Genomic DNA, 25,815 nt, shown 5'->3' with positions numbered 1-25,815 from the left:
TATATAAAGCATTCAATTTGAAACGCAAATATGAATTATATTAGTATTCCTAAATTTGATATAATTTAACTTGAAAATCATCATTACAAAAAATTAAGTAATTTTCTGACATCTTACTGTAGTTTCTGAGTAACATATTGTAAAATGGAGTTTAACTTATATAAAAAGGAAGTCGATCTCAAATGTGGAAAGAAAAGGTTCTAGAATATGAAAATCAAATGATTGATGATCTTAAAGGCTTATTATCTATTGAAAGTGTAAGAGATGATTCTAAAGCCTCTAAAGATGCACCTGTCGGACCCGGACCAAGACAAGCTTTAGACTACATGTACGAATTAGCTGAGAGAGATGGGTTTTCAACACATGATGTAGATCATATAGCCGGTCGAATAGAAGCTGGCCAAGGAGAAGATGTCTTAGGTATCTTATGTCATGTAGACGTTGTTCCGGCTGGTGATGGATGGGATTCTGACCCATTTGATCCTGTAGTAACAGACGATGCAATTATTGCCAGAGGTACACTAGATGACAAAGGACCTACAATTGCTGCATATTACGCCGTGAAAATATTGAATGATATGAACGTAGATTGGAAGAAACGTATTCATATGATTATAGGTACAGATGAAGAGTCTGATTGGAAATGTACAGATAGATATTTCCAAACTGAAGAAATGCCTACATTAGGTTTTGCACCTGATGCTGAGTTCCCAGCGATACATGGTGAAAAAGGAATCACTACATTTGATTTAATTCAAGATCAAATAAATGAAGATGTAGATGAACCAGATTATGAATTATTAAACTTTGAATCTGGTCAAAGATATAACATGGTACCAGATCATGCTGAAGCCCGTGTTTTAGTTAAAGAAAATATGACAGATGTGATTCAAAACTTTGAATATTTCGTTGAACAAAATGAGCTTCAAGGAGAAAGTACCGTTGATAGTGGTATTTTAATCTTAACGGTTGAAGGTAAAGCGGTTCATGGCATGGATCCTTCACTAGGCGTCAATGCTGGATTATATCTACTTAAATTCTTGTCTTCTTTAAATTTAGATAAAAGTGCAAAAGATTTTGTTGAATTCAATAATCGTTATCTCTTTGATTCTCATTTTGGAGAAAAAATGGGTATGAAATTCCATACAGATGTAATGGGAGACGTTACTACTAATATAGGAATTATTAAATACGATAATAAAGAAGCTGGAAGATACGGTGTGAACTTAAGATATCCTCAGGGATTTGAATTTGAAGAGGCTGTTGAAAGGTTTACTAATGAAATTAAAGACATTGGATTTAGCCTTGAACTTGGTAAAGTTCAAAAGCCACATTATGTAGATAAAGATGATCCATTTGTGGAGAAACTTGTCAAAGCATATAGAAACCAAACTGGCGATATGACTGAACCTTACACGATTGGTGGGGGGACTTATGCTAGAAACCTAGACAAAGGCGTCGCATTTGGTGCTATGTTTGAAGATACTGAAGATTTAATGCATCAAAAAAATGAATATATGACTAAAAAACAATTGATTAACGCAACGAGTATTTATTTAGAGGCAATTTATGCTTTATGTGTGGAGGGATAAACGATGACAAAAGTTTTTATTAACGGGGATTTTTTGAACGAAAAAGACGCTAAAGTATCTTACGAAGATCGTGGTTATGTATTTGGCGATGGAATATATGAATATATTCGTGCTTACGAAGGAAAATTATTTACAGTTAAAGAACACTTTGAACGATTTTTGAGAAGCGCAAATGAAATTGGCCTAGATTTAGGATATACAGTAGATGAGTTAATTGATTTAGTTCGTCAATTATTAAACGAAAATAATGTGAAAAATGGTGGAATTTATATTCAAGCAACTAGAGGTGTAGCGCCTCGTGAACATTCCTTCCCGACGCCTCCAACAAAACCAGTAATCATGGCATTTACTAAGAGTTATGACAGACCATATGAACAATTAGAAAACGGAGTATATGGTGTGACAACTGAAGATATTCGTTGGTTACGTTGTGATATAAAAAGTTTAAATCTTTTAGGAAATGTATTAGCAAAAGAATATGCTGTTAAATATAACGCTACAGAAGCGATTCAACATCGAGGTGAGACTGTTACAGAAGGTGCATCTAGTAACGTTTATGCGATTAAAGATGGTGCAATTTATACGCATCCAATCAATAACTTTATTTTAAATGGTATTACTCGCCGTGTAATAAAATGGATCGCTGAAGATTACGGCATACCATTCAAAGAAGAGACATTTACAGTTGATTTCTTAAAAAATGCTGATGAGGTTATTATTTCTAGTACCTCTGCTGAAGTCATGCCAGTGATTAAAGTGGATGGTGACGATATTGGCAATGGAAAAGTAGGAGATGTAACTCGTAAATTGCAAGAAGGCTTTAATAAGTACATTAAATCACATAGTATTTAAAACCTTAAATTTTAAAATTATTTAAACTTTAAAAATCTTAATAAAATTGTCTTAATTTCTCAATAATTAGTGCTAAAATTATGTTATAATTTATATTAAAGTGATTTAGAAAATACAAGTACTTTCGACTAGTAAAATGTGTCATTTTGTTTCTCATTTTTAGTTGAAATTGACCCTTAAAAATTATAAAATCTTCTATGAGTGATAAATAATGAACGGGCTGATTAAATAAAATATTTAGGGAATTTTATATTATAAAGCCAACTTAAAAAACTGTTATCTAAATATCAATTGAGCGTAAGAGAAAATTAAAATATGCGCTTTTCTATAAATTAGAATATATGGCTCTTGAAAATATATTTCTAGAGCCATTTTCTAATTGAAAGTGAGGTGAACATGTTGGAGCAGTTTTATCAGTTAGGGTGGACGCTTGATTCAGCTGGCGGTGCTTCTGGTGAAGCATATATGGCTGAACAAGATGGACAGAAATTATTTTTAAAACGTAATTCTAATCCTTTTATTGCTGCATTGTCTGCAGAAGGAATTGTACCTAAACTTGTATGGACGAAAAGAATTGAAACAGGAGAAGTCGTTACCGCACAGCATTGGAAGAACGGTAGAGAATTAAAATCTGATGAAATGGATCAAACCAGAGTAGCAAAATTACTCAATAAAATTCACAGTTCTAAACCATTGTTAAGCATGCTTAAACGTATGGAAATGGAACCCATCACTCCTGATATCATGTTAAATAAAATTAATGCCTCTTTATCTAGAGAAGTTCTAACTCACCATGTTGTTAGAAAAGCTTTAACTTATTTAGAAGATCATATTCCAAATTTAGATTCTCGCTTTTTTACTGTAGTACATGGAGATGTTAACCATAACAATTGGTTATTGTCTGATAGAGATGAATTGTATCTCGTTGATTGGGAAGGGGCAATGATTGCAGACCCAGCTATAGATATAGGTATGCTGCTTTACAACTATGTTCCTCAATCTAAATGGTCAAAATGGTTTGATACATATGGCCTAGAAGAGAGTATCAATTTAAATAAACGTATGAAATGGTATACAGTGATTCAATCCATTGGTATGGTTCAATGGTATGAAGAACAAAAACGATATAAAGATATGAATATGTGGTTGAAATTCTTAAATGAAGTTATGAATAGCAACTTATTTATATAAGGAGTAATTTAATATGAGAGTTCGATACAAACCTTGGGCAGAAGATTATTTAAAAGAACATCCTGACCTAGTAGACATGGACGGTACTCACGCAGGCCGTATGTCTGATTGGTTTGACACAGAACAACCAATATATATAGAAATTGGCTCAGGAATGGGGCAGTTTATAACTACTTTGGCTTCTAAACATCCAGAAATTAATTTTGTATCAATGGAACGTGAGAAAAGTGTCATGTATAAAGTTCTTGATAAAACAAAAGAACTTAATTTAACTAATCTTAAAATGATTTGTAATGATGCTATTGAGTTAAATGAATATTTTAAAGATGGAGAAATTTCAAGAATATACCTTAATTTCTCAGACCCTTGGCCAAAGAAACGTCATGCAAAAAGACGTCTTACATATCACACATTCCTTGCTCTATATAAGCAGATTCTCAAGGACGATGGAGAAATTCACTTTAAAACAGACAATCGTGGGTTGTTTGCATATAGCCTTGAGAGTATGTCGCAATTTGGGATGTATTTTACAAAAATGAATTTGAACCTACATGACGAAGATGATGAAGATAATATTTTAACAGAATATGAGAAAAAGTTTTCTGATAAAGGCTCAAGAATCTATCGTATGGAAGCAAAATTTCACAAGGATTTATAAAGTCCTTAAAGAAGAAAATAATATAACTATTGTCTTAAATAGAACGTCTACAAAGTTACAAACTTTGTAGGCTTTTTTTATTTTACCTAATAAACTATTTCAAAATGAGAATCAAATTTTGTATACTCAAACTTCTATGAGATTGACTGGGAACTTAAACTTTCCTATAAAATGCTTACATTTGATTTTAATAGTAACTTATAATAATTTTTAATAAAAGATGTAATTTACATCATTTCTATGAGAAGTTCAATAATGTCAAGGAGGCGTTATCTTTGAAATTAGGGCGATTTACTCTCCATTATTTAAGAGGTGGAAACACTAATATAGATGGTGGGGCGATGTTTGGTGTTGTTCCCAAACCGTTATGGACTAAAAAATACAAAGTAAATGATAAGAATCAAATTCATACTCCGACACATCCTATTTTAATTCAAACTAGTGATAAGAATATTTTAATCGATACGGGTATTGGTAATGGTAAACTTTCAGATAAACAACAAAGAAATAGTGGTGTTGAATATGAGAGCTTAATAGATGAGGATTTAAAACAATTAGGTTTAACAACCTCTGATATTGATATGGTCTTAATGACCCATCTTCACTTTGATCACGCTTCTGGTTTAACAGATAAAGATGGGCATGCAATTTTTGACCGAGCTATACATTTCATACAGCAAGACGAGTGGCATGAATTTCTTTCACCTAACATAAGAAGTCAAGCTACTTATTGGAGTTATAATCAAGGGGATTATAAGGAAAGGTTAATTTTATTTGAAAATGAGATCGAACCTTATCCTGGTATAAAGATGAAGCACACAGGCGGGCACAGTTTCGGTCACTCAATCATTACGATTGAAAGTGATAATGAATACGCTGTGCATATGGCTGATATATTACCGACTACTGCTCATCTTAATCCACTTTGGGTGACAGCTTATGATGACTATCCGATGCAATCCATTAGAGAAAAGGAACGATTAATCCCATATTTCATGCATCATAATTATTGGTTCTTGTTTTATCATGATGAAAATTATTTTGCGGTAAAATACCTAGATGACTTCAAAACAATTGATACATTTATTTCTAGACAATAAAAAAAGGTTATCGTTTGATAAAATATTCAAACGATAACCTTAATTATAGAATGCTATAACTCGATAATATCGATAACTTGACCAGAATTAGCATCGGCATAAAACTCATAGTCTACTAATTTACCATCATGATAAGCTGTAATACCACCTTGATAGATAGGTTGGTTATGATTAACATTATTCAAGACAATAGGTTGATGTACTATATAAGAGCCTTTTACGTTTCTAAAATACGTTTTAACTTCTTTTAATAAGTCATTGGCATTATATAATTTTCGCTTTGTTAGATAAAATGCTAAACATAGTGAAGTTATAAATGTTACGAAAAGCATCACTATTGCTATACCTTTAAAATTAAAAGACTTCATCATATAATCTCCTCTTATCTAATTTCTTATTCTTAGTTTACCATATTGAAGATGATATAATAGAGTGCAAGGAGTGAGATTGTGTATGATGATAGATAATACGAAAACTTTAGAACGCATAAAACAATTAACAGAGCTTCATGGAGCCCCAGGTTTTGAAGATGAAGTAAGAGATTATATGAAACAAGAAATGAACCCCTATGTTGATGAATTTGTTCAAAATAACATGGGTGGAATTTATGGAGTTAAGAAATCTAAACAAAGCAATGCCCCTAAAGTAATGATTGCTGCACATATGGATGAGATAGGTTTTATGATTACTCATGTAACTGATAATGGTATGATTCAGTTTACTAATTTAGGTGGCGTTGCTAATGATATATGGCAAGGACAAAGACTGAAAGTTAAAAATAGAAATGGCAATGAGATTGTTGGCGTTGTTGCCAATATTCCAAAGCACTTTAGAACAGGTAATGAAGCGGCTCCGGAAATAAAAGATTTAATGTTAGATATCGGTGCTTCATCTCAAGAAGAAGTACGAGAAAGAGGTATTGAAATTGGAGATACAATCGTTCCTGACACATCTTTCACTCAATTATCTGAGTATCGTTATATAGCTAAGGCATGGGATAATCGTTATGGTTGTGTCCTCGCGATAGAAATATTAGAATTGCTCAAAGATATAGAATTAGATGTTGATTTGTATGTAGGCGCTAATGTTCAAGAAGAAGTTGGATTAAGAGGTGCAAAAGCGGCTGCTGAGCAAATTAAACCTGATATTGCCTTCGTGGTAGATTGTTCCCCAGCTAATGATATAAAAGGGAAACAACAACTCTCTGGTGCACTAGGGGAGGGCACATTAATTCGTATTAAAGATGGTACAATGATATTGAAGCCACGCTTTAGAGATTATTTATTAAAGTTAGCCACAGAAAATGATATTAAACATCAATATTATATTTCTCCAGGTGGTACCGATGGGGGAGAGATCCATAAAGCAAATGAGGGCATACCTACAGCAGTGATTGGCGTTTGCGCAAGATATATACACAGCACGGATGCAGTTTTTGATATAAGAGATTACTACTCAGCTAGACAACTATTAAAAGAATGTATAACTCATTTAAATCATCATCAAATAGAAGTACTAAAATTTGGTTAAGGAGTGTAGAACAAGTGAAACAACTTGATACAGAACAACAATTTGAAGAATTAAAACAAGGTAATACTGTCTTTGAATTTACCGCTGATTGGTGCCCAGACTGCAAAGTTATAGAACCTGATTTACCTAAATTAGAAAACAAATATAAAGACTTTAATTTTGTTTCGGTAGATAGAGACAAATTTATTGATATATGTATTGATAACGATATCCTAGGAATACCCAGTTTCTTAGTTTATAAAAATGGTAAACTTGAAGGTAGCTATATAGGTAAAGAAAGAAAATCTATTGATCAAATTGATGCATTTTTAGCAAAATATATTTAAGTATCAATTTATTTAGAAAATAACGTTATCTATACACCGTATTTTTAGTTTTTTCTGTTATATAGCAGTTATTTATTGTAAACTGTTATAAGGTGCGAAAATAGGAGTGTTTTAAATGAATGTCTTCCAAATGAGAGATAAATTAAAAGCGCGTTTAAATCATTTAGACGTAGACTTTAAATTTGATAGAGAAGAAGAAACTTTAAGAATTTATCGTACAGATAATTATAAAGGTGTCACAATCAAACTCGATGCTATTGTCGCCAAATATGAAGAACAAAAAGATAAAATTATAGATGAAATTGTTTACTATGTAGAAGAAGCAATTGCTCAAATGGGCGATCATTCTTTAGAAAAAATGGAAGATTTAAAAATCATGCCAGTTGTTCGAGCAACAAGCTTTGACAAGAAGACTAAAGAAGGTCATTCATTTATTTATAGTGAACATACAGCTGAAACGAATATTTATTATGCTCTCGATTTAGGTAAATCATACAGATTAATAGATGAAAGTATGTTAAAAACATTAAATATGACTGAACAACAAATTAAAGAAATGTCATTATTCAATGTTAGAAAACTTAAAAATAAATATTCTACTGATGAGGTTAAAGGCAATATTTTTTATTTCATCAATTCTAATGATGGGTATGATGCAAGTCGCATACTTAATACGTCATTCTTGAATGAAGTCCAAGAACAATGTGAGGGTGAGATGTTAGTTGCAGTTCCTCACCAAGACGTGTTAATTATTGCTGATATACGTAATAAAACAGGTTACGATGTCATGGCTCATTTGACAATGGAATTCTTTACTAAAGGTTTAGTACCAATTACTTCATTATCATTTGGCTATGACAAGGGACACTTAGAACCAATATTTATTCTAGGAAAAAATAATAAACAAAAACGTAATCCTGATGTTATACAGAGATTAGAAGCGAATAGAAAGAAATTTAATAATAAAGATAATCAATAGAAATGGAGTTTTATAGATGAACTTATTTTATAATCCACAAGGTGTAGGAGATGTAGCTTTTTTACAGATTGAACCTACAGATGGTGCATTTGATTACAACAAGAAAGATGATGTAGTCGAAATCACTCAAGATGGGCAAGTTGTTGGTTTCAATATCTTTAACGTATCAGATAAAATAAAAATAGAAGGAAACGGTCATATCAAATTAACTTCAGAAATTATTGAGGCGTTACAACAATCTATTAATAATTCTGGATTTAACTATCAATTAGATACTGATTTATCACCTAAGTTTGTAGTTGGATATGTTGAAACTAAAGAAAAACATCCTGATGCGGATAAATTAAGTGTTTTAAAAGTTAATGTTGGTAATGAAACTTTACAAATTGTTTGTGGTGCACCTAATGTAGCAGCTGAACAAAAAGTAGTAGTAGCTAAAGTAGGTGCTGTAATGCCAAGTGGAATGGTTATCAAAGATGCTAAATTACGTGGTGTTGATTCAAGTGGTATGATTTGTTCAATGAAAGAATTAGATTTACCAAATGCACCTCAAGAGAAGGGTATTATGGTATTAAATGATGATTATGAAATTGGGCAAGCATTTTTTGAATAATAAAGAAAGGTAGTGAAATTATGAGCTGGTTTGATAAATTATTTGGCGAAGATAATGATTCAAATGACGACCTGTTACGTAAAAATAAAAAAAGAAGACAGGGCACTCAATCTCAACAAAATAATCAAGACTCATTACTGCCTCAAAACAATGATATTTATAATCGCCCAAGAGGTAAATTTAGATTTCCTATGCATGTATCTGAAGAAGCTTCATATAACGATCTAGATAATGATAAAAAATATGAAACTTCTGAATACAATGCTAATTATGGTTCAAGAACATATGACACACAAGATGATGACTCTACACGTAATTTAGTTGATAATTCTGGAAAAAGACATCGCCGTAGACGTTCATCTCAAATGCGTGAGCATGATCATATTAATCAACATTCAAATCGTAATGAAAATCAAATGCATCATCGCGAGTCAAGTCGTTCTAAAAGAAGTTCTAATAACAGTCAATCTGATGATTATCGTTCATATAATAATAAGTCAAATTCTCGCATGAAATTACAATCTGAACGTTTGAAATCTAACAGTAAACTCCAATCCTCTACGAATTCTGAACTTACATATCATGGCGGAAGTTTCAAAGCGAGCGACGTTCCGTCAGCTATTTTTGGAACTAAGCAACGACGTCCTTTAGAAAACGGAGTGATTCCACCTAAACAAGATTCTCTACAAAATAGCAATAATGCAACTAGTAAATCACAAAGGAATCAACCTAAAAATGCACATGATGTAAACATGTATCGTCAATCTATAAATAAACAAATGGGCTATCAATCTGAAGAATCATCATCTAAAGATAATCAACCTCAACCAAAAATCCATGCCAAAACTTCAGATACAGAACAGACACAGAAAACATCTTCAAGTCATCTTCAATCTAACAATCATTCAGCGCAAAAGTCTGAAGGACGAACACCTAATTATTCTAAAAAAGACAACACTGTTAATATTGAAAATATCTATGCTTCACAAATCGTTGAAGAAATCAGACGTGAAAGAGAACGTAAAGTCCTTCAAAAAAGAAGATTTAAAAAAGCGCTTCAACAAAAGAGACAACAAAATAAAGACAATGAAGAAGATCAAATTCAAAAAGCAATTGATGAAATGTACGCGAAACAAGCACATCAATACATTGGTGAAAGCTCTCTAGATGAAGACCATAATGATGAGGATATGAATGACGGACAGTCTAATAATGTGTCAGAAAGTACTACAACAACTTCATTTAAAGAAGACCAAATTGGCGCTTCGTCGTACAATTATGAAGAAATCAACCTTGATGATGAACAACATATTCAAAAGGTAAATGACGAAGATGTGCATGTAAGTGATGCCTCTAGCGATAATGCTAATGAGGAAACTAGTGTTGATAAAGCACACAACGATAATGTAGAGGATGCTCAATTCCAAGAATTAAATGATAGCCAACAATCATCAGAATCGACTTCTCACCTTGAAAATGAAAATTCACAACAGCAAGAACACTATAATAATGCAATTAACCAAAGTGTTGATAATGAGAAGGAGTATGCTAAACATAGACAGAAAAACGATGATGATTTTAAAGAATCAGCTTCTTCATTAAGTACAAGTGAGATAAATAGTGATAGTTCTTCGTCGATAGTAAATGCTTCAAATAATGATACTATGGCTTCCACGGTTAATTCAAAACATAGTATGACAGCTAATGAAGGTCAATCATTTGGTAACAATGAAAGTGTAGAAGAACACGATCATCATTCAAAAATGAATAGTGAAGATGCCGAGTCTTCAAATCACTTTACCAATAGTGAGGAACATTCAGAATTAGATAGTAACCAGTTCATGAATAATACTAATAGTAATAATTCAACTTCAACAAGTGAGGTTACTTCACAATCAGAGGGCAGTGTGGCTCAAGAATCGGAATTAAATAGACCAACAACTCAATCGCAATCAAAAGATGTTTCAACACATAAACCGCGATTTGCAGGTAGTAAACCATTTAATGTGGTAATGACTCCTTCAGATAAGAAACGTATGATGGATAGTAAAAACAATAGTAGAGTTAATGTTCCTGAATTAAAACCTGAACAACATAATGTTCAATCTACTAAAGAGGATTCCAGTGAGCATCAATTTAGTTCTGAAAATAATTTAAATGAAAGTGAAACAAATCAACAAACTTCACATGAGTACCAAACTCAATCTGAATCAAACGACGACGGTATTACAGGTGTGTCTACAAGTGACAATGTTAACAATAATCATATTCAACAGCATACTCAAAGCACATCTCATAATGAAACTAGTGGAAGAATTAGCGGTAATTATTACTCAGAAACTGTAAAAGATAATGATGACACTAACCTAAATAATAATAAAACTTCTGCAACAGGAATTACTCATCAGGAAGTAAAAGAACAAGCATCCAATTCTTATAAAAACCAACAAGAGTCACCTCAAGATAAGCAACAAGGAATTAGAAAAGGACCTAATATTAAATTGCCTAGCTTTGATTTATTAGAAGAACCTGAACCACACGAAGTTGATGAAGAATGGATAGAAGAGAAGAAACAGGAATTAAATGATGCACTTTATTATTTCAATGTGCCCGCAGAGGTTAAAAATGTAACAGAAGGTCCAAGTGTTACAAGATTTGAATTATCTGTAGAAAAAGGTGTGAAAGTTTCAAGGATTACTGCACTTCAAGACGATATTAAAATGGCATTAGCTGCCAAAGATATACGTATTGAAGCGCCAATTCCTGGAACAAGTCTTGTAGGTATTGAAGTACCAAATCAAGACCCAACTAAGGTTAACTTACGATCTATTATAGAAACACCTAAATTTAAAAATACAGAGTCTAAATTAACTGTAGCGATGGGTTATCGAATTAATAATGAACCATTATTAATGGATATCGCTAAAACGCCTCATGCACTTATTGCCGGAGCAACAGGCTCAGGTAAATCGGTTTGTATCAATAGTATCTTAATGTCATTATTATATAAAAATCACCCTGAAGAATTACGCTTATTATTGATTGATCCTAAGATGGTGGAATTAGCACCATACAATGATTTACCACATTTAGTTTCTCCTGTAATTACAGATGTGAAAGCTGCTACTCAAAGTTTAAAATGGGCAGTAGAAGAAATGGAGAAGCGCTATAAATTATTTGCTCAATATCACGTAAGAAATATTACTGCATTTAATAAAAAGGCACCTTATGAGCAAAGAATGCCAAAAATTGTTATAGTAATTGATGAGTTAGCCGACTTGATGATGATGGCACCTCAAGAAGTAGAACAATCAATTGCACGTATTGCTCAAAAAGCACGTGCATGTGGTATTCATATGTTAGTGGCTACACAAAGACCTTCAGTAAATGTTATTACGGGTCTGATTAAAGCAAATATTCCTACTAGAATTGCCTTTATGGTATCTTCAAGCGTGGATTCAAGAACAATTCTAGATAGTGGTGGCGCGGAACGCTTATTAGGATATGGTGATATGCTATATCTAGGAAGTGGAATGAATAAGCCAATTCGTGTTCAAGGTACATTCGTTTCTGATGAGGAAATAGATGATGTCGTTGACTTTATTAAACAGCAGCGAGAACCTGAATACTTATTTGAAGAAAAGGAATTATTAAAGAAAACACAATCTCAAGCACAAGATGATTTATTCGATGACGTGTGCGAGTTTATGGTGAATGAAGGACATATATCAACTTCATTGATTCAAAGACATTTCCAAATTGGTTACAATAGAGCAGCTAGAATTATAGATCAATTAGAGCAGTTAGGTTATATATCAGGTGCTAACGGTTCTAAACCAAGGGATGTTTATATTACTGAAGCGGATTTAAATAAAGAATAAATTGAGTAAGGAGTATTAAAATGACGCACTATCATTTTGTCGGAATTAAAGGCTCCGGCATGAGTTCATTAGCACAAATCATGCATGATCTTGGTCATGAAGTCCAAGGTTCAGACATAGAAAAATACGTATTTACCGAAGTTGCTCTACGTAACAAAGGCATCAAAATTTTACCTTTTGATGTTGAAAATATTAAAGAAGGCATGGTTGTCATTCAGGGTAATGCATTTTCAGACAATCATGAAGAAATAGTTAAAGCTCATGAATTAAAACTTGATGTCATTAAATATCATGACTTCCTAGGTCATGTTATAAATCAATATACATCTGTAGCTGTTACAGGTGCTCACGGTAAAACTTCAACAACTGGTCTATTGTCACATGTTATGAACGGAGATAAAAAGACATCATTCTTAATTGGTGATGGTACTGGCATGGGATTGCCTGGAAGCGATTATTTTGCATTCGAAGCTTGTGAGTACCGTAGACATTTCTTAAGTTATCATCCAGATTATGCGATTATGACGAATATTGATTTTGATCATCCAGATTATTTTAAAAATATTGAAGATGTCTATGATGCTTTCCAAGATATGGCTCATAACGTTAAGAAGGCCATAATTGCATGGGGTGATGATGACTATTTACGTAAATTAGAGGCTGATGTACCAATTTATTATTATGGTTTTAAAGAGACTGACGATATTTATGCTAAAAATATTCAAATCACCGAAAAAGGTACTCAGTTTGATGTTTATACTAACGGGGAATTTTATGATCAGTTCTTATCACCACAATTTGGTGACCATAATATTTTAAATGCGCTTTCAGTTATTGCGATTAGTTATTTAGAAAAGATGAATGTTGACAACATTAAAGATGCATTAGTCACTTTTGGTGGTGTAAAACGTCGCTTTAACGAAACAAAAGTATCTAATCAAGTATTAGTAGACGATTACGCTCACCATCCTAGAGAAATTAGTGCTACAATTGAATCAGCTAGAAAGAAATATCCACAGAAAGAAGTAGTAGCTGTCTTCCAACCTCACACGTTCTCTAGAACTCAAGCTTTTCTAGACGAATTCGCATCTAGTTTAAGTAAAGCAGATCGCGTATTCTTATGTGAAATTTTTGGTTCTATTAGAGAAAATACAGGTGAATTAACTATACAAGATTTAATTGAACGTATTGACGGCTCGTCGCTAATAGATGAAAATAGTATTGACATATTAAAAGAATTTGATAACGCAGTCATTTTATTTATGGGCGCTGGTGACATTCAAAAGTTACTTAAAGCTTATTTAGAAAAATTAGGCGTAAAAAATGAGTTTTAATATGTTTATAATAAAACATCATGGGTATTAAATATTAATGACTTTTATTTTATGGTATTTAGGAGGCGTTTTTAATGGATTGGATTTTACCAATTGCAGGAATTATCGCTGCGATAGCGTTCTTAATTTTATGTATCGGTATCGTTGTAGTTTTAATTTCTGTTAAGAAAAATTTAGATTACGTGGCTAAAACACTTGATGGTGTTGAAGGTCAAGTTCAAGGTATTACTCGAGAAACTACTGATTTACTTCATAAAGCAAATCGCTTAACTGAAGATATTCAAGGTAAAGTGGATCGTTTAAATTCTGTTGTAGATGCTGTTAAAGGTATCGGCGACTCAGTTCAAACTTTAAATGGTTCTGTAGACCGAGTAACTAACTCAATTACGCACAATATTTCTCAAAATGAAGATAAAATTTCTCAAGTAGTTCAATGGTCAAATGTGGCAATGGAAATTGCTGACAAATGGCAAAATAGATACTACCGTAGAGGAAGTGCAAACTACAAAGCAAACACTGTAGCTGACGATGCAAATCATAGCTATTCAAATTCAGAATACAATTCTGATCATAGTTACACTACACGTGTTAACAAATAATTAATACGAATGAATTAAATGCACTTAAATGAGGTTTTTACTTATTTAAGTGCTTTTGTTTTAGGAGGAATCGTTATGGAACACTATAACCGCGATAATTTTGAGAGAAATAATACAGGTCGTGATTTATATAACCGTACGTCACGCAATTCATCAAATACGCCTAAACGTAAAGACTTCGTAGTAAGTTTTATTGCTAGTGCAATCGTTGGCTCTGCTTTAGGTCTTTTTTATAAAAATAAAGTATATAAAAAAACAGATGAATTAAGAGATAAAGAACAAGATTTAAGAAATAAAGTACTTAATTATAAAGAACAGGCAGAAAACACCGTTAATTCTGTAAGAGATAGAGTAGAGAACTTCAGAAATCGTTCTAAAGACGGTTTAACTTCTGATGAATTACAAGCACAAAAAGTAGCAATCCAAAGAGAAGTTAGTGACAATAATCTATCAGATCAATCACCTGAGGCTCAAGAAATTCAAGAAGCTAAATTAGAAGCTACTAAAGACGACTTTGAACAACAAAATAAACCATCAGCTACAGAATTAACAGCTCAACAAAATGCGATTCAACAAGAATCAAAATTAGCTGACCAGTCACCAGAAGCACAAGAGATACAGGAAGCTAAAGCTGAATCACAAGACCAACAAAATAAACCATCAGCATCAGAGTTAACAGCACAGCAAAATGCAATTCAACAAGAATCAAAATTAGCAGATCAGTCACCAGAAGCGCAAGAGATACAAGAAGCTAAAGCTGAATCACATAAGGAAGATAGTCAAGAAGCATCACATATCGAAAGTGATAAAAAACCATCAGCTGAAGAAATAGCTATTGCTCAAACAGCTATTAAAAAAGAATCAAGTGATAATGATTTAGCTGATCCTACTACTAAAGAAGGCAAAAATGAAGATGCCCATCAAAAAACGCAAGCAGAAAATTTAGCTACAGCTGCTAAAACAAAAAACGATAAAATCACTAATGACAGCCAAGTTGCTAAAAATACAAATGATCTCACAAGTGAATCAAGTGTACCTAAATCTGCTGACAAAGAGGTACCTAATTTAGTTACAAAGAAAAATGAGAATGACACAGGTTCAAGTGATGGTTCATTTGCAAATCGACTAGCTACAGCTGCAAAAGCAAAAAAATCTAAACTAACTAAAGGATCTAAAGAATCACAGCTCACTGAAGCATTATTAGCTGAACCAGCATTACCTAAAGGTAAGAAAAATAATAATGTACCTAATCTTGTAACTCAAACTACTAAGCAATCAACAAACTCTAAAAAAGGTCAATCTTCTACCTCTAAAGAAGATAAAGTAAATAAATCACAAGAAAGTGCGACATTCGATAAAGGCGTAGTTACCCATGAGAATTCTATAAAAGGTACTCAAAAATCTAATAGTAAAGGTAACAAAACAAACGCAAAATCTAATAAAAAGGCAAATACAAGTAAAAAACAAAGTAATACGCCTAAACAAAACAACAGAACTCAAAAACAACAAAATCAATCAAATAATAATCAACAAAAAGTTGAGAAAGCAAATAGCAAGATTGAAAAACGTACATTCAATGATTAATTAAACTTACAATATATATTTAAGCTGAGGCATTATCATATTGTCTCAGCTTTTTTATTTTCTAATTCATAAGTAAATGTTGAAAAGTTTTCACCAAAATGTATATTGCAGTTGGCGTTTACAGAAAATTTTCTATTTTCTGTAAATATGCGCTTGAACTATAAAAATGAAATTGTTAGAATTAAGTCTAAATACTTTTATTTTATCGCTTTAAAGTAATATACTTTCATACATAACTATATCTTAGAGGTGAGTAGAAATGACTAATAAATTGGAAGAATACAGAGAGGAAATTGTCTCATTAAACTATCAAATTTTAGAATTGTTATCTAAAAGAGGCGAGTTAGCTCAAAAAATTGGAGAAGAAAAAATTAAACAAGGAACTCAAGTATATGATCCTCAACGTGAAAAAGAAATGATTAATGATTTATTGGATCGAAATGAGGGTCCATTTAATGATAATGTAATCAAGCAGTTGTTTAAAGAAATTTTTAAAGCCTCTACTGATTTACAAAAATCTGAAAACGAAAAACATCTATACGTATCACGAAAATTAAAACCTGAAGATACTATTGTGAAATTTGATAATGGTGGCATTATTGGTGATGGTAATAAATCATTTGTATTTGGACCTTGTTCAGTTGAATCACAAGAACAAGTAGATGCTGTTGCTAAAGATTTACAATCTAGAGGAGAAAAATTTATTAGAGGTGGAGCATTCAAACCACGTACATCTCCTTACGATTTCCAAGGACTTGGTGTAGAAGGATTAAAAATCCTTAAAAATGTAAAAGATAAGTTTAATCTTAATGTAGTCAGTGAAATTGTAAATCCTAATGACTTTGAAGTAGCAGACGAATATTTAGATGTTTTCCAAATTGGTGCACGTAATATGCAGAACTTTGAACTGTTAAAAGAAGCTGGTCGTACAAACAAACCAATTCTTTTAAAACGAGGTCTATCTGCAACAATTGAAGAGTTTACTTATGCAGCTGAATACATTGCTTCTCAAGGCAACAGAAATATTATTTTATGTGAACGAGGAATACGTACATATGAAAAGGCGACTCGTAATACACTTGATATTTCTGCAGTACCTATTTTAAAACAAGGTACACACTTACCAGTAATGGTTGATGTAACTCATAGTACAGGCAGAAAAGATATTATGCTACCAACTGCAAAAGCAGCATTAGCCGTTGGTGCTGATGGCGTAATGGCTGAAGTTCATCCTGATCCATCAGTTGCATTAAGTGATGCTGGACAACAAATGGATTTGAATGAGTTTAATGATTTTTACAATGAACTTAAGCCACTTGCAGATATGTATAATGCTAAAAAGTTAAAATAAACATTTTGCAATCATTTATACTAAATTGACTACTCAGTTATTCTTTTCTTGAATAGTGATGTAGTCTTTTTATTTTTTAATGAATTTAACTTAAATTAAATTTTCAATTTTAATTTATTTAAATTTTTTAAGCGAAAAGTATATAATATAAATGAATTGCACTTGCTTTTTCTGACAGAAATGTGACAAAAGAACAAAATCATTTCACAATAACCATAAATATGATAAACTTTGAAAATGATATGAAAACACGATATTATAAGCAATGAAACGCTTACAAGGAGGAAATTATGACTGTAACGATTTATGATGTAGCTAGAGAATCTCGTGTGTCGATGGCAACTGTATCACGTGTAGTTAACGGCAATCAAAACGTAAAACCTGAAACGAGAAACAAAGTCAATGAGGTCATCAAGAAGCTAAATTATAGACCTAACGCAGTTGCACGAGGACTTGCAAGTAAACGTACTACAACTGTAGGTGTGATAATTCCAGATATTTCAAATGTTTATTATTCACAACTCGCGCGAGGTCTTGAGGATATTGCAACAATGTATAAATATCACTCAATCATCTCCAATTCTGATAATGACCCTGAAAAAGAGAAAGAAATCTTTAATAATTTATTAAGTAAACAAGTTGATGGTATTATTTTCCTTGGTGGTACTATTTCAGAAGAAATTAAAGATTTAATTAATCAATCTTCAGTTCCAGTTGTGGTATCAGGAACAAATGGTAAAGATGATCATATTGCATCAGTTAATATTGATTTCAAACAAGCTGCTGAAGAAGCCACTAAACATATGATTGAAAAAGGTGCTAAGAAATTTGCACTTGTTGGTGGCGATTATTCTAAAAAAGCACAAGATGATGTATTACAAGGTTTAACAAAAGTTTTAAATCAACATCATTTAGAACTTGATGAGGCATTACATTTCTCTGGTAAAGAAAGCTATAAAGAGGGAATCAAAGCATTTGAAAAATTACAAAATAATATGCCTGATGCTATTCTTTCAATTAGTGACGAGCAGGCAATTGGTATTTTACACAGCGCATTAGATGCTGGGGTTAATGTACCTGAAGACTTACAAATTTTAAGCTTTAACAACACACGTTTAGTCGAAATGGTACGCCCACAACTATCTAGTGTTATACAACCACTATATGATATCGGTGCAGTAGGCATGAGATTATTGACAAAATATATGAATGAAGAAGACATTGAAGAACCAAATGTAATTCTTCCTCACAGAATAGAATATCGTGGAACGACTAATTAAAATTATAAATGATTGTTAAGTGAAGTGAAAACGTAATATAAATTTTAAAAGGGTACTTGATGTTTCATCATGATTCATTGAGCACCCTTTTTAATATATTATTAAATATCGCTATAACGTTCATACCAACTTGCAACCTGTTTAGCAATTCTAAGATTTTTATCAGATATTTCTTTAGTTCTTGGTATATAAGCATAATCATTTAAACGATCTTCCCAGCGTTTTGGTAGTTTGACAGTACTATATAACTTCCATTTATTAATCCAATTTAACGGTAGGTAACCTTGTTGAATAGGCTCCCCGATTAAACTTAAAAAGACGTGACTCCAAGCTCGAGGGACAACTCTCCAAATATTATAACCTCCGCCCCCGAACATTAATACTTTATGATTACAATAGCGTTTTGCTAAATCTTGGATTATATATGGAATAGAATATAGGCTATTTAATGTACAGTTCATGTGTGTAAGTGGATCTCTATAATGGATATCTACACCATGAACGCTTAAAATGATATCAGGCTTAAAAGCTGCAACTAATGGTTCTACAGTTTCTTTAAATACCTCTAGATAAGAGGCATCTTCAGTATAAGGTTCAAGAGGCACATTTACCGTATAACCATATCCTATATCTTCACCACGTTCAGTATAATGACCAGAGCCCGGGAATAAAAATTTTCCTGTCTCATGAATGGAATAAGTCATAATTCTATTGTCTGTATAAAAGCTCCATTGTGTACCATCTCCATGATGTGCATCTGTATCAATAACCATGACGCGTTGATGATATTTTTCAACTAAATACTTTGCAGTTATAGCAACATCATTATAAATGCAAAAGCCATTCGCTCGTCCGGGTAGTGCGTGATGTAAACCACCACCGAGATGGCATCCATTAATAAATGTTCCATCCATGATACAATCCGCTAAATTAAGCGCTCCTCCTACAATCCGAGCGCTATGACGATGCATATGTTTAAATTGAAGCGTATCATCACCATTGAGTCCATATTTCTTTGCCTCGTGTTCACTTAATATACCATGTGATGCGTGACGAATAGCTTGAATATAATCATATTGATGAATTAATGCGAGTTCTTCATCTGTAGCTATACGTGGTATTACGATATGCTCATCCTTTAAAAAGTTCGCGTCCTTTAACAACTCAGTCGTTAGTTTAAGCCTCATTTGATTGAAAGGGTGTTCGTTACTAAAGCGGTATTGTAAGAGATCTTCAGAATAAACATAACCAGTACTTAAATTTTTATTTGGCATGATGTTCCCCCCGTAACAACATTCTCACTATTTTGATTAACTTTATTTGAATGCGAGATATTTAACTATGATACTTTTGAAATTAGATACTTTTGTAGTATGTCAAAAGAAGAATTTATTTTTATATCTAAGATTGTCAAAAGCTTGTTGTTGTGACAAAGTGATACGTTTGCCAATACGTGCCATTAAACAATTAGCAGGGTGGCTAGTGATTTCAGGATCATCTGTAGCAAAAATTTCTAATCCACCTTTAGACATTAACTTTTGCATCAATTTCTTATACTCGAAAACATCTAGCTGTGCTTGATCCAAATCCCAATGCCAATAATATTCAGTAGTCAATACAATATAATCTTCAAATTCATCCGCAGATAAACTAGTCGCAATAAGCTCGCCACCTAAATGTAAGTGACGGTATGTAGGACTTATCTCTATGGCTCCTAGTTCAATTAAATAGGTCAAATGACCCTCGGACCATCTTTCGAATTCATCAGGATAATGATATGTCACATATCCCACGATATGCTTGTCTTGACGAATGATATAGACACGACCTTCAGGTAGTTCAGTAATCTCTAAAAGTGCTTCATACTGATCCTGAGGTAGGCGGAATGCATTAAGCTGGTTATCTAAAGTAAGCGTTTTCAAAAAATTGTACGAAATAGGTCCTTCAATGACAAAAGTAGTGTCACTTAGTTTAAGATTCTTAGTTACATAAGTTTTAACATGTCTCACGTTATCATCTCCTTATGCAGGTGACTTAACTTGTTATTAAACTTATTATATATAAAAAGGTTGTACATGAACAATTAAATAGTAATAGAATACAAAGATTTTTGAAAAATGTGAAAATTATATGTATAATTACTTTTAAAGAAAGCGATTTCATGAACAAGGGGGATTTAATTATGAAAGTTGAAGTGTATAAAAGAGAACCAGGGGATTACAATTTAGAGAATTATAATGAAGCTTATCAAAATTTCGATTGGAAAGAGATAGAAAAATCATTTTCTTGGTATGAAACAGGAAAAATGAATATGGCGTATGAATGTATCGATCGTCATGTTGATAACGGAAAAGGGGAAAAAATAGCCTTAAATTATAAAGATGAGAAACGTAAAGAATCATACACTTATAGTGATTTAAAAAAGTTATCAAATCAAGCAGCTAATGTTCTTAAAGATAAGGCGGATGTTAAAAAAGGAGATCGTGTTTTTATCTTTATGTCTCGTACACCTGAATTGTACTTTGCGTTCTTAGGTATTTTAAAAATTGGTGCGATTGTGGGTCCATTATTTGAAGCGTTCATGGAGAAGGCTGTAGCAGATCGTTTAGCTAATAGTGAAGCTAAAGTAGTCATTACGAATAAAGCATTACTTCCTAGAATTCCGAAAGATAAATTACCTCATTTAGAAACAATCATTGTTGTAGATGATGACGTTGATGGTGAATACATTGATTTTAATAAAGAAATGGGACAAGCTAGCGAGGAATTTAATATTGAGTGGCTAGCGCCAGATGATGGATTAATTCTTCACTATACATCAGGTTCTACAGGACAACCTAAGGGTGTATTGAACGTCCAACAAGCAATGCTATTACATTATATCTCAGGAAAATACGTATTAGATTTAAAAGAAGATGATGTTTATTGGTGCACTGCTGATCCAGGATGGGTAACTGGTACATCTTACGGAGTCTTTGCTCCTTGGTTAAATGGGGTTACGAATTGCATAGCCGGTGGGCGATTCTCACCTGAATCTTGGTATAGCATGTTAGAAGAATTTAAAGTTATGATATGGTATACCGCACCAACAGCACTTCGTATGTTAATGAGTGCTGGAGACGATATCGTTGAAAAATACGATTTATCATCTGTACGGTCAATTTTATCTGTAGGAGAACCACTAAATCCAGAAGTAATAAAATGGGCGAAAGATGTCTATGATAAACGTGTTTTAGATACATGGTGGATGACTGAAACAGGTGGACATATGATTGTAAATTACCCAACTATGGATATTAAACTAGGTTCTATGGGTAAACCACTACCTGGTATTGAGGCAGCAATCATAGATGATGAAGGTAATGAACTCCCACCTAATCGTATGGGTAATTTAGCAATTAAGAAGGGTTGGCCTTCTATGATGCATTCTATTTGGAAAAATCCTGAAAAGTTTAACTCATACTTTATCGGAGATTGGTATGTTTCTGGTGACTCTGCTTATAAAGATGAGGATGGATACTACTGGTTCCAAGGACGAGTTGATGACGTTATTATGACAGCCGGAGAACGTGTTGGACCATTTGAGGTTGAATCAAAATTAGTAGAACATGAAGCCGTAGCGGAAGCAGGTGTTATTGGTAAACCTGATCCAGTTCGTGGAGAAATTATTAAAGCCTTCGTTGCATTAAGACAAGGATATGAACCATCAGATGATTTAAAAGAAGATATCCGTAAATATGTTAAAAAAGGGTTATCAGCACATGCTGCGCCTAGAGAAATTGAATTTAAAGACAAGTTGCCAAAAACACGTTCAGGTAAAATTATGAGACGTGTGCTTAAAGCTTGGGAATTAGATTTAGATGCAGGTGATTTGAGTACAATGGAAGATTAAAATTAATAATTGAGAGCTAAAGTATCAGCTTTAGCTCTCATTTTCAAATAAGTTAAAGTCATTCTTAAGAACGAACATTGATTTGAATAATTCTTGAAATATTCGACAATTGAAATTAAGTCGGTTATCATAAACCATATAAGACGTATCAAAAATAATTTAATATTAATTAATACTACATAATGATCAAGGGGTTGAATCGTTTGGCACATTTATCAGATTTAGAGATTGCAAATCAATCACAATTAAAACCTATTGGAGAAATTGCTGATAAAGCAGGTATATCTGCAGATGCACTTGAACAATATGGACACTATAAAGCTAAAATAGATATTAATCAGATTAAACCTAGAGAGAAAAAAGGTAAAGTTGTATTAGTGACTGCTATGAGTCCTACGCCAGCTGGAGAAGGAAAATCCACAGTTACAGTAGGTTTAGCAGATGCATTTAATGAGTTAAAACAAAACGTGATGGTCGCATTACGTGAACCAGCGCTTGGACCAACTTTTGGTATTAAAGGTGGTGCCACAGGTGGTGGATATGCACAAGTATTACCAATGGAAGATATTAACCTACATTTCAATGGTGATTTTCATGCAATAACAACTGCAAATAATGCATTATCTGCATTTATTGATAACCATCTACATCAAGGTAATGAATTAGGCATTGATCTACGTCGTATCGAGTGGAAACGTGTATTAGATATGAATGATCGTGCACTTCGTTATGTAAATGTTGGATTGGGTGGGCCAACAAATGGTGTTCCAAGAGAAGATGGTTTTAATATTACAGTGGCATCAGAGATAATGGCGATTTTATGCTTAAGTCGTAGTATTAAGGATTTAAAAGAAAAAATTAGTCGTATTACTATCGGTTATACTAGAGATCGTAAACCCGTAACAGTTCAAGATTTAAAAGTAGAAGGGGCACTTGCGTTAATACTTAAAGATGCAATTAAACCCAATTTAGTTCAAACGATAGAAGGTACACCAGCACTTGTGCACGGTGGACCATTTGCTAATATCGCACATGGTTGTAACTCTATATTAGCTACTGAAACAGCTAGGAATTTAGCAGATATCGTTGTTACGGAAGCTGGCTTCGGTTCAGATTTAGGTGCTGAAAAGTTTATCAATATTAAATCACGCGAGGCAGGCTTTGAACCATCAGCGGTAGTGGTAGTTGCAACGATTCGAGCACTAAAAATGCATGGTGGTGTTGCTAAAGATCAACTTAAAGAGGAAAACCTAGAAGCGGTTAAAGCGGGTATTGTAAACCTTGAACGTCACGTTAACAATGTGAAGAAATATGGCCTTGAACCTGTTATCGCTTTAAATGCATTTATACATGATACGGAAGCAGAAACTGAGTTTGTTAAACAATGGGCTCAAGAACAAGGTGTACGCATTGCGATAACTGAAGTATGGGAAAAAGGCGGTAAAGGTGGAGTTGATTTAGCTCATCACGTACTTGAAGTCATTGATCAGCCTCAAACATTTAAACACTTATATGAATTAGAACAACCACTTGAAAGTAAAATTGAAACAATCGTTAAAGAAATTTATGGTGGTTCAAAAGTTACGTTCAGTAGTAAGGCTCAAAAGCAATTAAAGCAATTTAAAGAAAATGGATGGGACAATTATCCAGTGTGCATGGCTAAAACACAATATTCATTCAGTGATGATCAAACAGCATTAGGTGCTCCAACAGATTTTGAAATTACAATCAGAGAACTAGAAGCAAAAACAGGTGCAGGATTTATTGTAGCGTTAACTGGTGCAATTATGACAATGCCAGGTTTACCTAAGAAACCAGCTGCACTTAATATGGATGTTACTGATGATGGACAAGCGATTGGACTATTCTAATTTTTAAACAATACATTTCTAAAGATAATAAGCACTAGTGATTTTACAAGTCACTAGTGCTTTTTTACTTATTATGACTACGCACCTTGTTGAGGAGGGTGAGTGAGTAAGTGTGATTTAATACGATACTTTTTCGCTTTAATGTATTGTTTTTTTGAAATTTTGCCCTCCACAAGCATACGCTTTAAAACATAACGCTGACGGTGAATACTATAATGTAATATCCGATTACTTTTTAAATTACCTTGGTTATCATACGGAGTATAACCATAAGGACTTTGTAAGAGTCCTACTAAATAAGCGGACTGAGCAATGTTTAAATCTTTGGCAGCTACACCAAATAAGCTATATGAAGCTGATGCTATACCAGTAATATTGGCCCCATTATAATCATGACCAAACGGAACAATATTCAGATAAGTATATATGATTTCATTTTTAGATAGAAGTTTCTCAAGTCTCATAGCCAAAATAATTTCATTTGCTTTTCTACTATATGTCTTTTTATCTGTTAAAACTTGGTTTTTAATTAGTTGTTGTGTAATCGTACTACCACCTGATGTTTCATTTGCATCAATAATATCTTGAAACATTGCTCTCATTAATGCTTTAGGTAAGATACCATTATGTTTATAGAAGAGAGTATCTTCGGATGAGGTAAGTGCTTTTATCACATTCGGATTTACAGATTTAGGTCCCACAATCAGAGTATTAAGAGAATGATCATATTCTTCTAAAATATGTTTGTTACTATGATTTATTAGTTCATCGCCAGGAAGGTGTAACACTTTCTGCTTTAACTCATTATCACTAATAGAGGACGCTTCCTTAGTTAAATGATGGAAGTATATCACTAACGCTAAAATCAATGCGATTCCAATTATGGAAAATACAACAAAAATGCCTACACAAATATGTTTGATTTTCTTATAAATACGTTCGAATTGCACATATCTATCCGTTGATTGTGAAATATTCTTATTGTTGTGCATCGTATACCTCCTAAATTTAGGTATAGTATACCATATTCATGAAGTTGACTTTTAAAATAATGTTATCTATAATTAAATTCAATTCAATATGTTTTGGATACGAGGAGAAGTAGCATTTAAGGAAGATTACAGAGAGTTAGTGGTCGCTGCGAACTAGCATTTGCTTATATGTGAATACACCTCTATAAAG

Annotated in this window: 21 protein-coding genes; 17 read left to right on the top strand and 4 right to left on the bottom strand. The window is 32.9% G+C overall.

Annotated elements, in window-relative coordinates; genetic code table 11:
* Positions 1-182: 182 nt before the first annotated feature.
* From pepV to HMPREF3154_RS05665, 5 genes are all read left to right on the top strand, one after another.
* On the top strand, positions 183-1,592 hold the full coding sequence (gene pepV / locus HMPREF3154_RS05685; protein WP_030058677.1) for a dipeptidase PepV: 1,410 nt from the start codon (positions 183-185) through the stop codon (positions 1,590-1,592).
* Positions 1,593-1,595: 3 nt separating this feature from the next.
* Positions 1,596-2,444: a D-amino-acid transaminase gene (gene dat, locus HMPREF3154_RS05680; protein ID WP_023350083.1), complete on the top strand. Its 849-nt coding sequence runs from the start codon at positions 1,596-1,598 to the stop codon at positions 2,442-2,444.
* Positions 2,445-2,843: 399 nt separating this feature from the next.
* Complete coding sequence (locus HMPREF3154_RS05675; protein WP_002434704.1) at positions 2,844-3,635, top strand: phosphotransferase family protein; 792 nt, start codon at positions 2,844-2,846, stop codon at positions 3,633-3,635.
* 13 nt (positions 3,636-3,648) lie between these two features.
* Entirely contained in the window at positions 3,649-4,293 is a 645-nt protein-coding gene (gene trmB, locus HMPREF3154_RS05670) for a tRNA (guanosine(46)-N7)-methyltransferase TrmB (protein WP_023350085.1), read from the top strand.
* A 275-nt stretch (positions 4,294-4,568) separates the two neighbouring features.
* A complete protein-coding gene (locus tag HMPREF3154_RS05665; RefSeq protein ID WP_030058674.1) occupies positions 4,569-5,393 on the top strand; it encodes a YtnP family quorum-quenching lactonase in 825 nt (274 codons plus the stop codon).
* Between the two features lie 53 nt (positions 5,394-5,446).
* Here HMPREF3154_RS05665 and HMPREF3154_RS05660 read toward each other — a convergent pair whose 3' ends face one another.
* The gene (locus HMPREF3154_RS05660) at positions 5,447-5,761 is read right to left on the bottom strand and encodes a peptidase (protein WP_030058672.1); all 315 of its coding nucleotides are present in this window, start codon (positions 5,759-5,761) and stop codon (positions 5,447-5,449) included.
* A gap of 85 nt (positions 5,762-5,846) precedes the next feature.
* Between HMPREF3154_RS05660 and HMPREF3154_RS05655 the strand changes: the two genes are divergently transcribed.
* From HMPREF3154_RS05655 to ccpA, 10 genes are all read left to right on the top strand, one after another.
* On the top strand, positions 5,847-6,923 hold the full coding sequence (locus tag HMPREF3154_RS05655) for a M42 family metallopeptidase (protein WP_023350088.1): 1,077 nt from the start codon (positions 5,847-5,849) through the stop codon (positions 6,921-6,923).
* A gap of 14 nt (positions 6,924-6,937) precedes the next feature.
* Positions 6,938-7,249 (top strand): thioredoxin family protein, encoded by a 312-nt coding sequence (locus tag HMPREF3154_RS05650; protein ID WP_030058669.1) that lies wholly within the window; start codon positions 6,938-6,940, stop codon positions 7,247-7,249.
* A gap of 115 nt (positions 7,250-7,364) precedes the next feature.
* Positions 7,365-8,228, top strand: a complete 864-nt coding sequence (locus HMPREF3154_RS05645) for a DUF1444 domain-containing protein (protein WP_070474450.1) — start codon at positions 7,365-7,367, stop codon at positions 8,226-8,228.
* A gap of 16 nt (positions 8,229-8,244) precedes the next feature.
* Positions 8,245-8,841 (top strand): YtpR family tRNA-binding protein, encoded by a 597-nt coding sequence (gene ytpR, locus HMPREF3154_RS05640; protein WP_002434829.1) that lies wholly within the window; start codon positions 8,245-8,247, stop codon positions 8,839-8,841.
* 20 nt (positions 8,842-8,861) lie between these two features.
* Positions 8,862-12,722 carry a DNA translocase FtsK gene (locus tag HMPREF3154_RS05635; protein ID WP_023350091.1) on the top strand — a complete coding sequence of 1,287 codons (3,861 nt, stop codon included), beginning with the start codon at positions 8,862-8,864 and terminating at the stop codon, positions 12,720-12,722.
* Between the two features lie 20 nt (positions 12,723-12,742).
* Entirely contained in the window at positions 12,743-14,056 is a 1,314-nt protein-coding gene (murC, locus tag HMPREF3154_RS05630; protein WP_002434715.1) for a UDP-N-acetylmuramate--L-alanine ligase, read from the top strand.
* 74 nt (positions 14,057-14,130) lie between these two features.
* Positions 14,131-14,655 carry a DUF948 domain-containing protein gene (locus HMPREF3154_RS05625; RefSeq protein ID WP_002453468.1) on the top strand — a complete coding sequence of 175 codons (525 nt, stop codon included), beginning with the start codon at positions 14,131-14,133 and terminating at the stop codon, positions 14,653-14,655.
* A 75-nt stretch (positions 14,656-14,730) separates the two neighbouring features.
* Entirely contained in the window at positions 14,731-16,239 is a 1,509-nt protein-coding gene (locus HMPREF3154_RS05620; RefSeq protein WP_070474447.1) for a coiled-coil domain-containing protein, read from the top strand.
* 259 nt (positions 16,240-16,498) lie between these two features.
* Positions 16,499-17,590, top strand: a complete 1,092-nt coding sequence (locus HMPREF3154_RS05615; RefSeq protein WP_023350093.1) for a bifunctional 3-deoxy-7-phosphoheptulonate synthase/chorismate mutase — start codon at positions 16,499-16,501, stop codon at positions 17,588-17,590.
* Between the two features lie 290 nt (positions 17,591-17,880).
* Complete coding sequence (gene ccpA / locus HMPREF3154_RS05610; protein ID WP_070474444.1) at positions 17,881-18,870, top strand: catabolite control protein A; 990 nt, start codon at positions 17,881-17,883, stop codon at positions 18,868-18,870.
* Positions 18,871-18,971: 101 nt separating this feature from the next.
* Here the strand turns inward: ccpA and HMPREF3154_RS05605 are convergent, their stop codons facing one another.
* Entirely contained in the window at positions 18,972-20,144 is a 1,173-nt protein-coding gene (locus HMPREF3154_RS05605) for an acetoin utilization protein AcuC (RefSeq protein ID WP_023350095.1), read from the bottom strand.
* 102 nt (positions 20,145-20,246) lie between these two features.
* The gene (locus HMPREF3154_RS05600; protein WP_023350096.1) at positions 20,247-20,879 is read right to left on the bottom strand and encodes a GNAT family N-acetyltransferase; all 633 of its coding nucleotides are present in this window, start codon (positions 20,877-20,879) and stop codon (positions 20,247-20,249) included.
* A 173-nt stretch (positions 20,880-21,052) separates the two neighbouring features.
* On the opposite strand from HMPREF3154_RS05600, the gene acsA reads away from it, so the two are divergent.
* Complete coding sequence (gene acsA / locus HMPREF3154_RS05595; protein WP_070474441.1) at positions 21,053-22,762, top strand: acetate--CoA ligase; 1,710 nt, start codon at positions 21,053-21,055, stop codon at positions 22,760-22,762.
* Positions 22,763-22,965: 203 nt separating this feature from the next.
* On the top strand, positions 22,966-24,633 hold the full coding sequence (locus HMPREF3154_RS05590) for a formate--tetrahydrofolate ligase (RefSeq protein ID WP_023350098.1): 1,668 nt from the start codon (positions 22,966-22,968) through the stop codon (positions 24,631-24,633).
* A gap of 77 nt (positions 24,634-24,710) precedes the next feature.
* On the opposite strand, the gene HMPREF3154_RS05585 is transcribed toward HMPREF3154_RS05590, so the two are convergent.
* Positions 24,711-25,625, bottom strand: coding sequence for a transglycosylase domain-containing protein (locus HMPREF3154_RS05585; protein ID WP_023350099.1), 915 nt, complete (start codon positions 25,623-25,625; stop codon positions 24,711-24,713).
* Positions 25,626-25,815: the final 190 nt, after the last annotated feature.

Origin of the sequence: Staphylococcus sp. HMSC06C11 (assembly GCF_001808345.1) — a bacterium.
Classification (GTDB): Bacteria; Bacillota; Bacilli; order Staphylococcales; family Staphylococcaceae; genus Staphylococcus; species Staphylococcus capitis.
The sequence above is the reverse complement of the archived record's forward strand: the minus strand, read 5'-3'. Positions and strand labels throughout refer to the sequence as shown.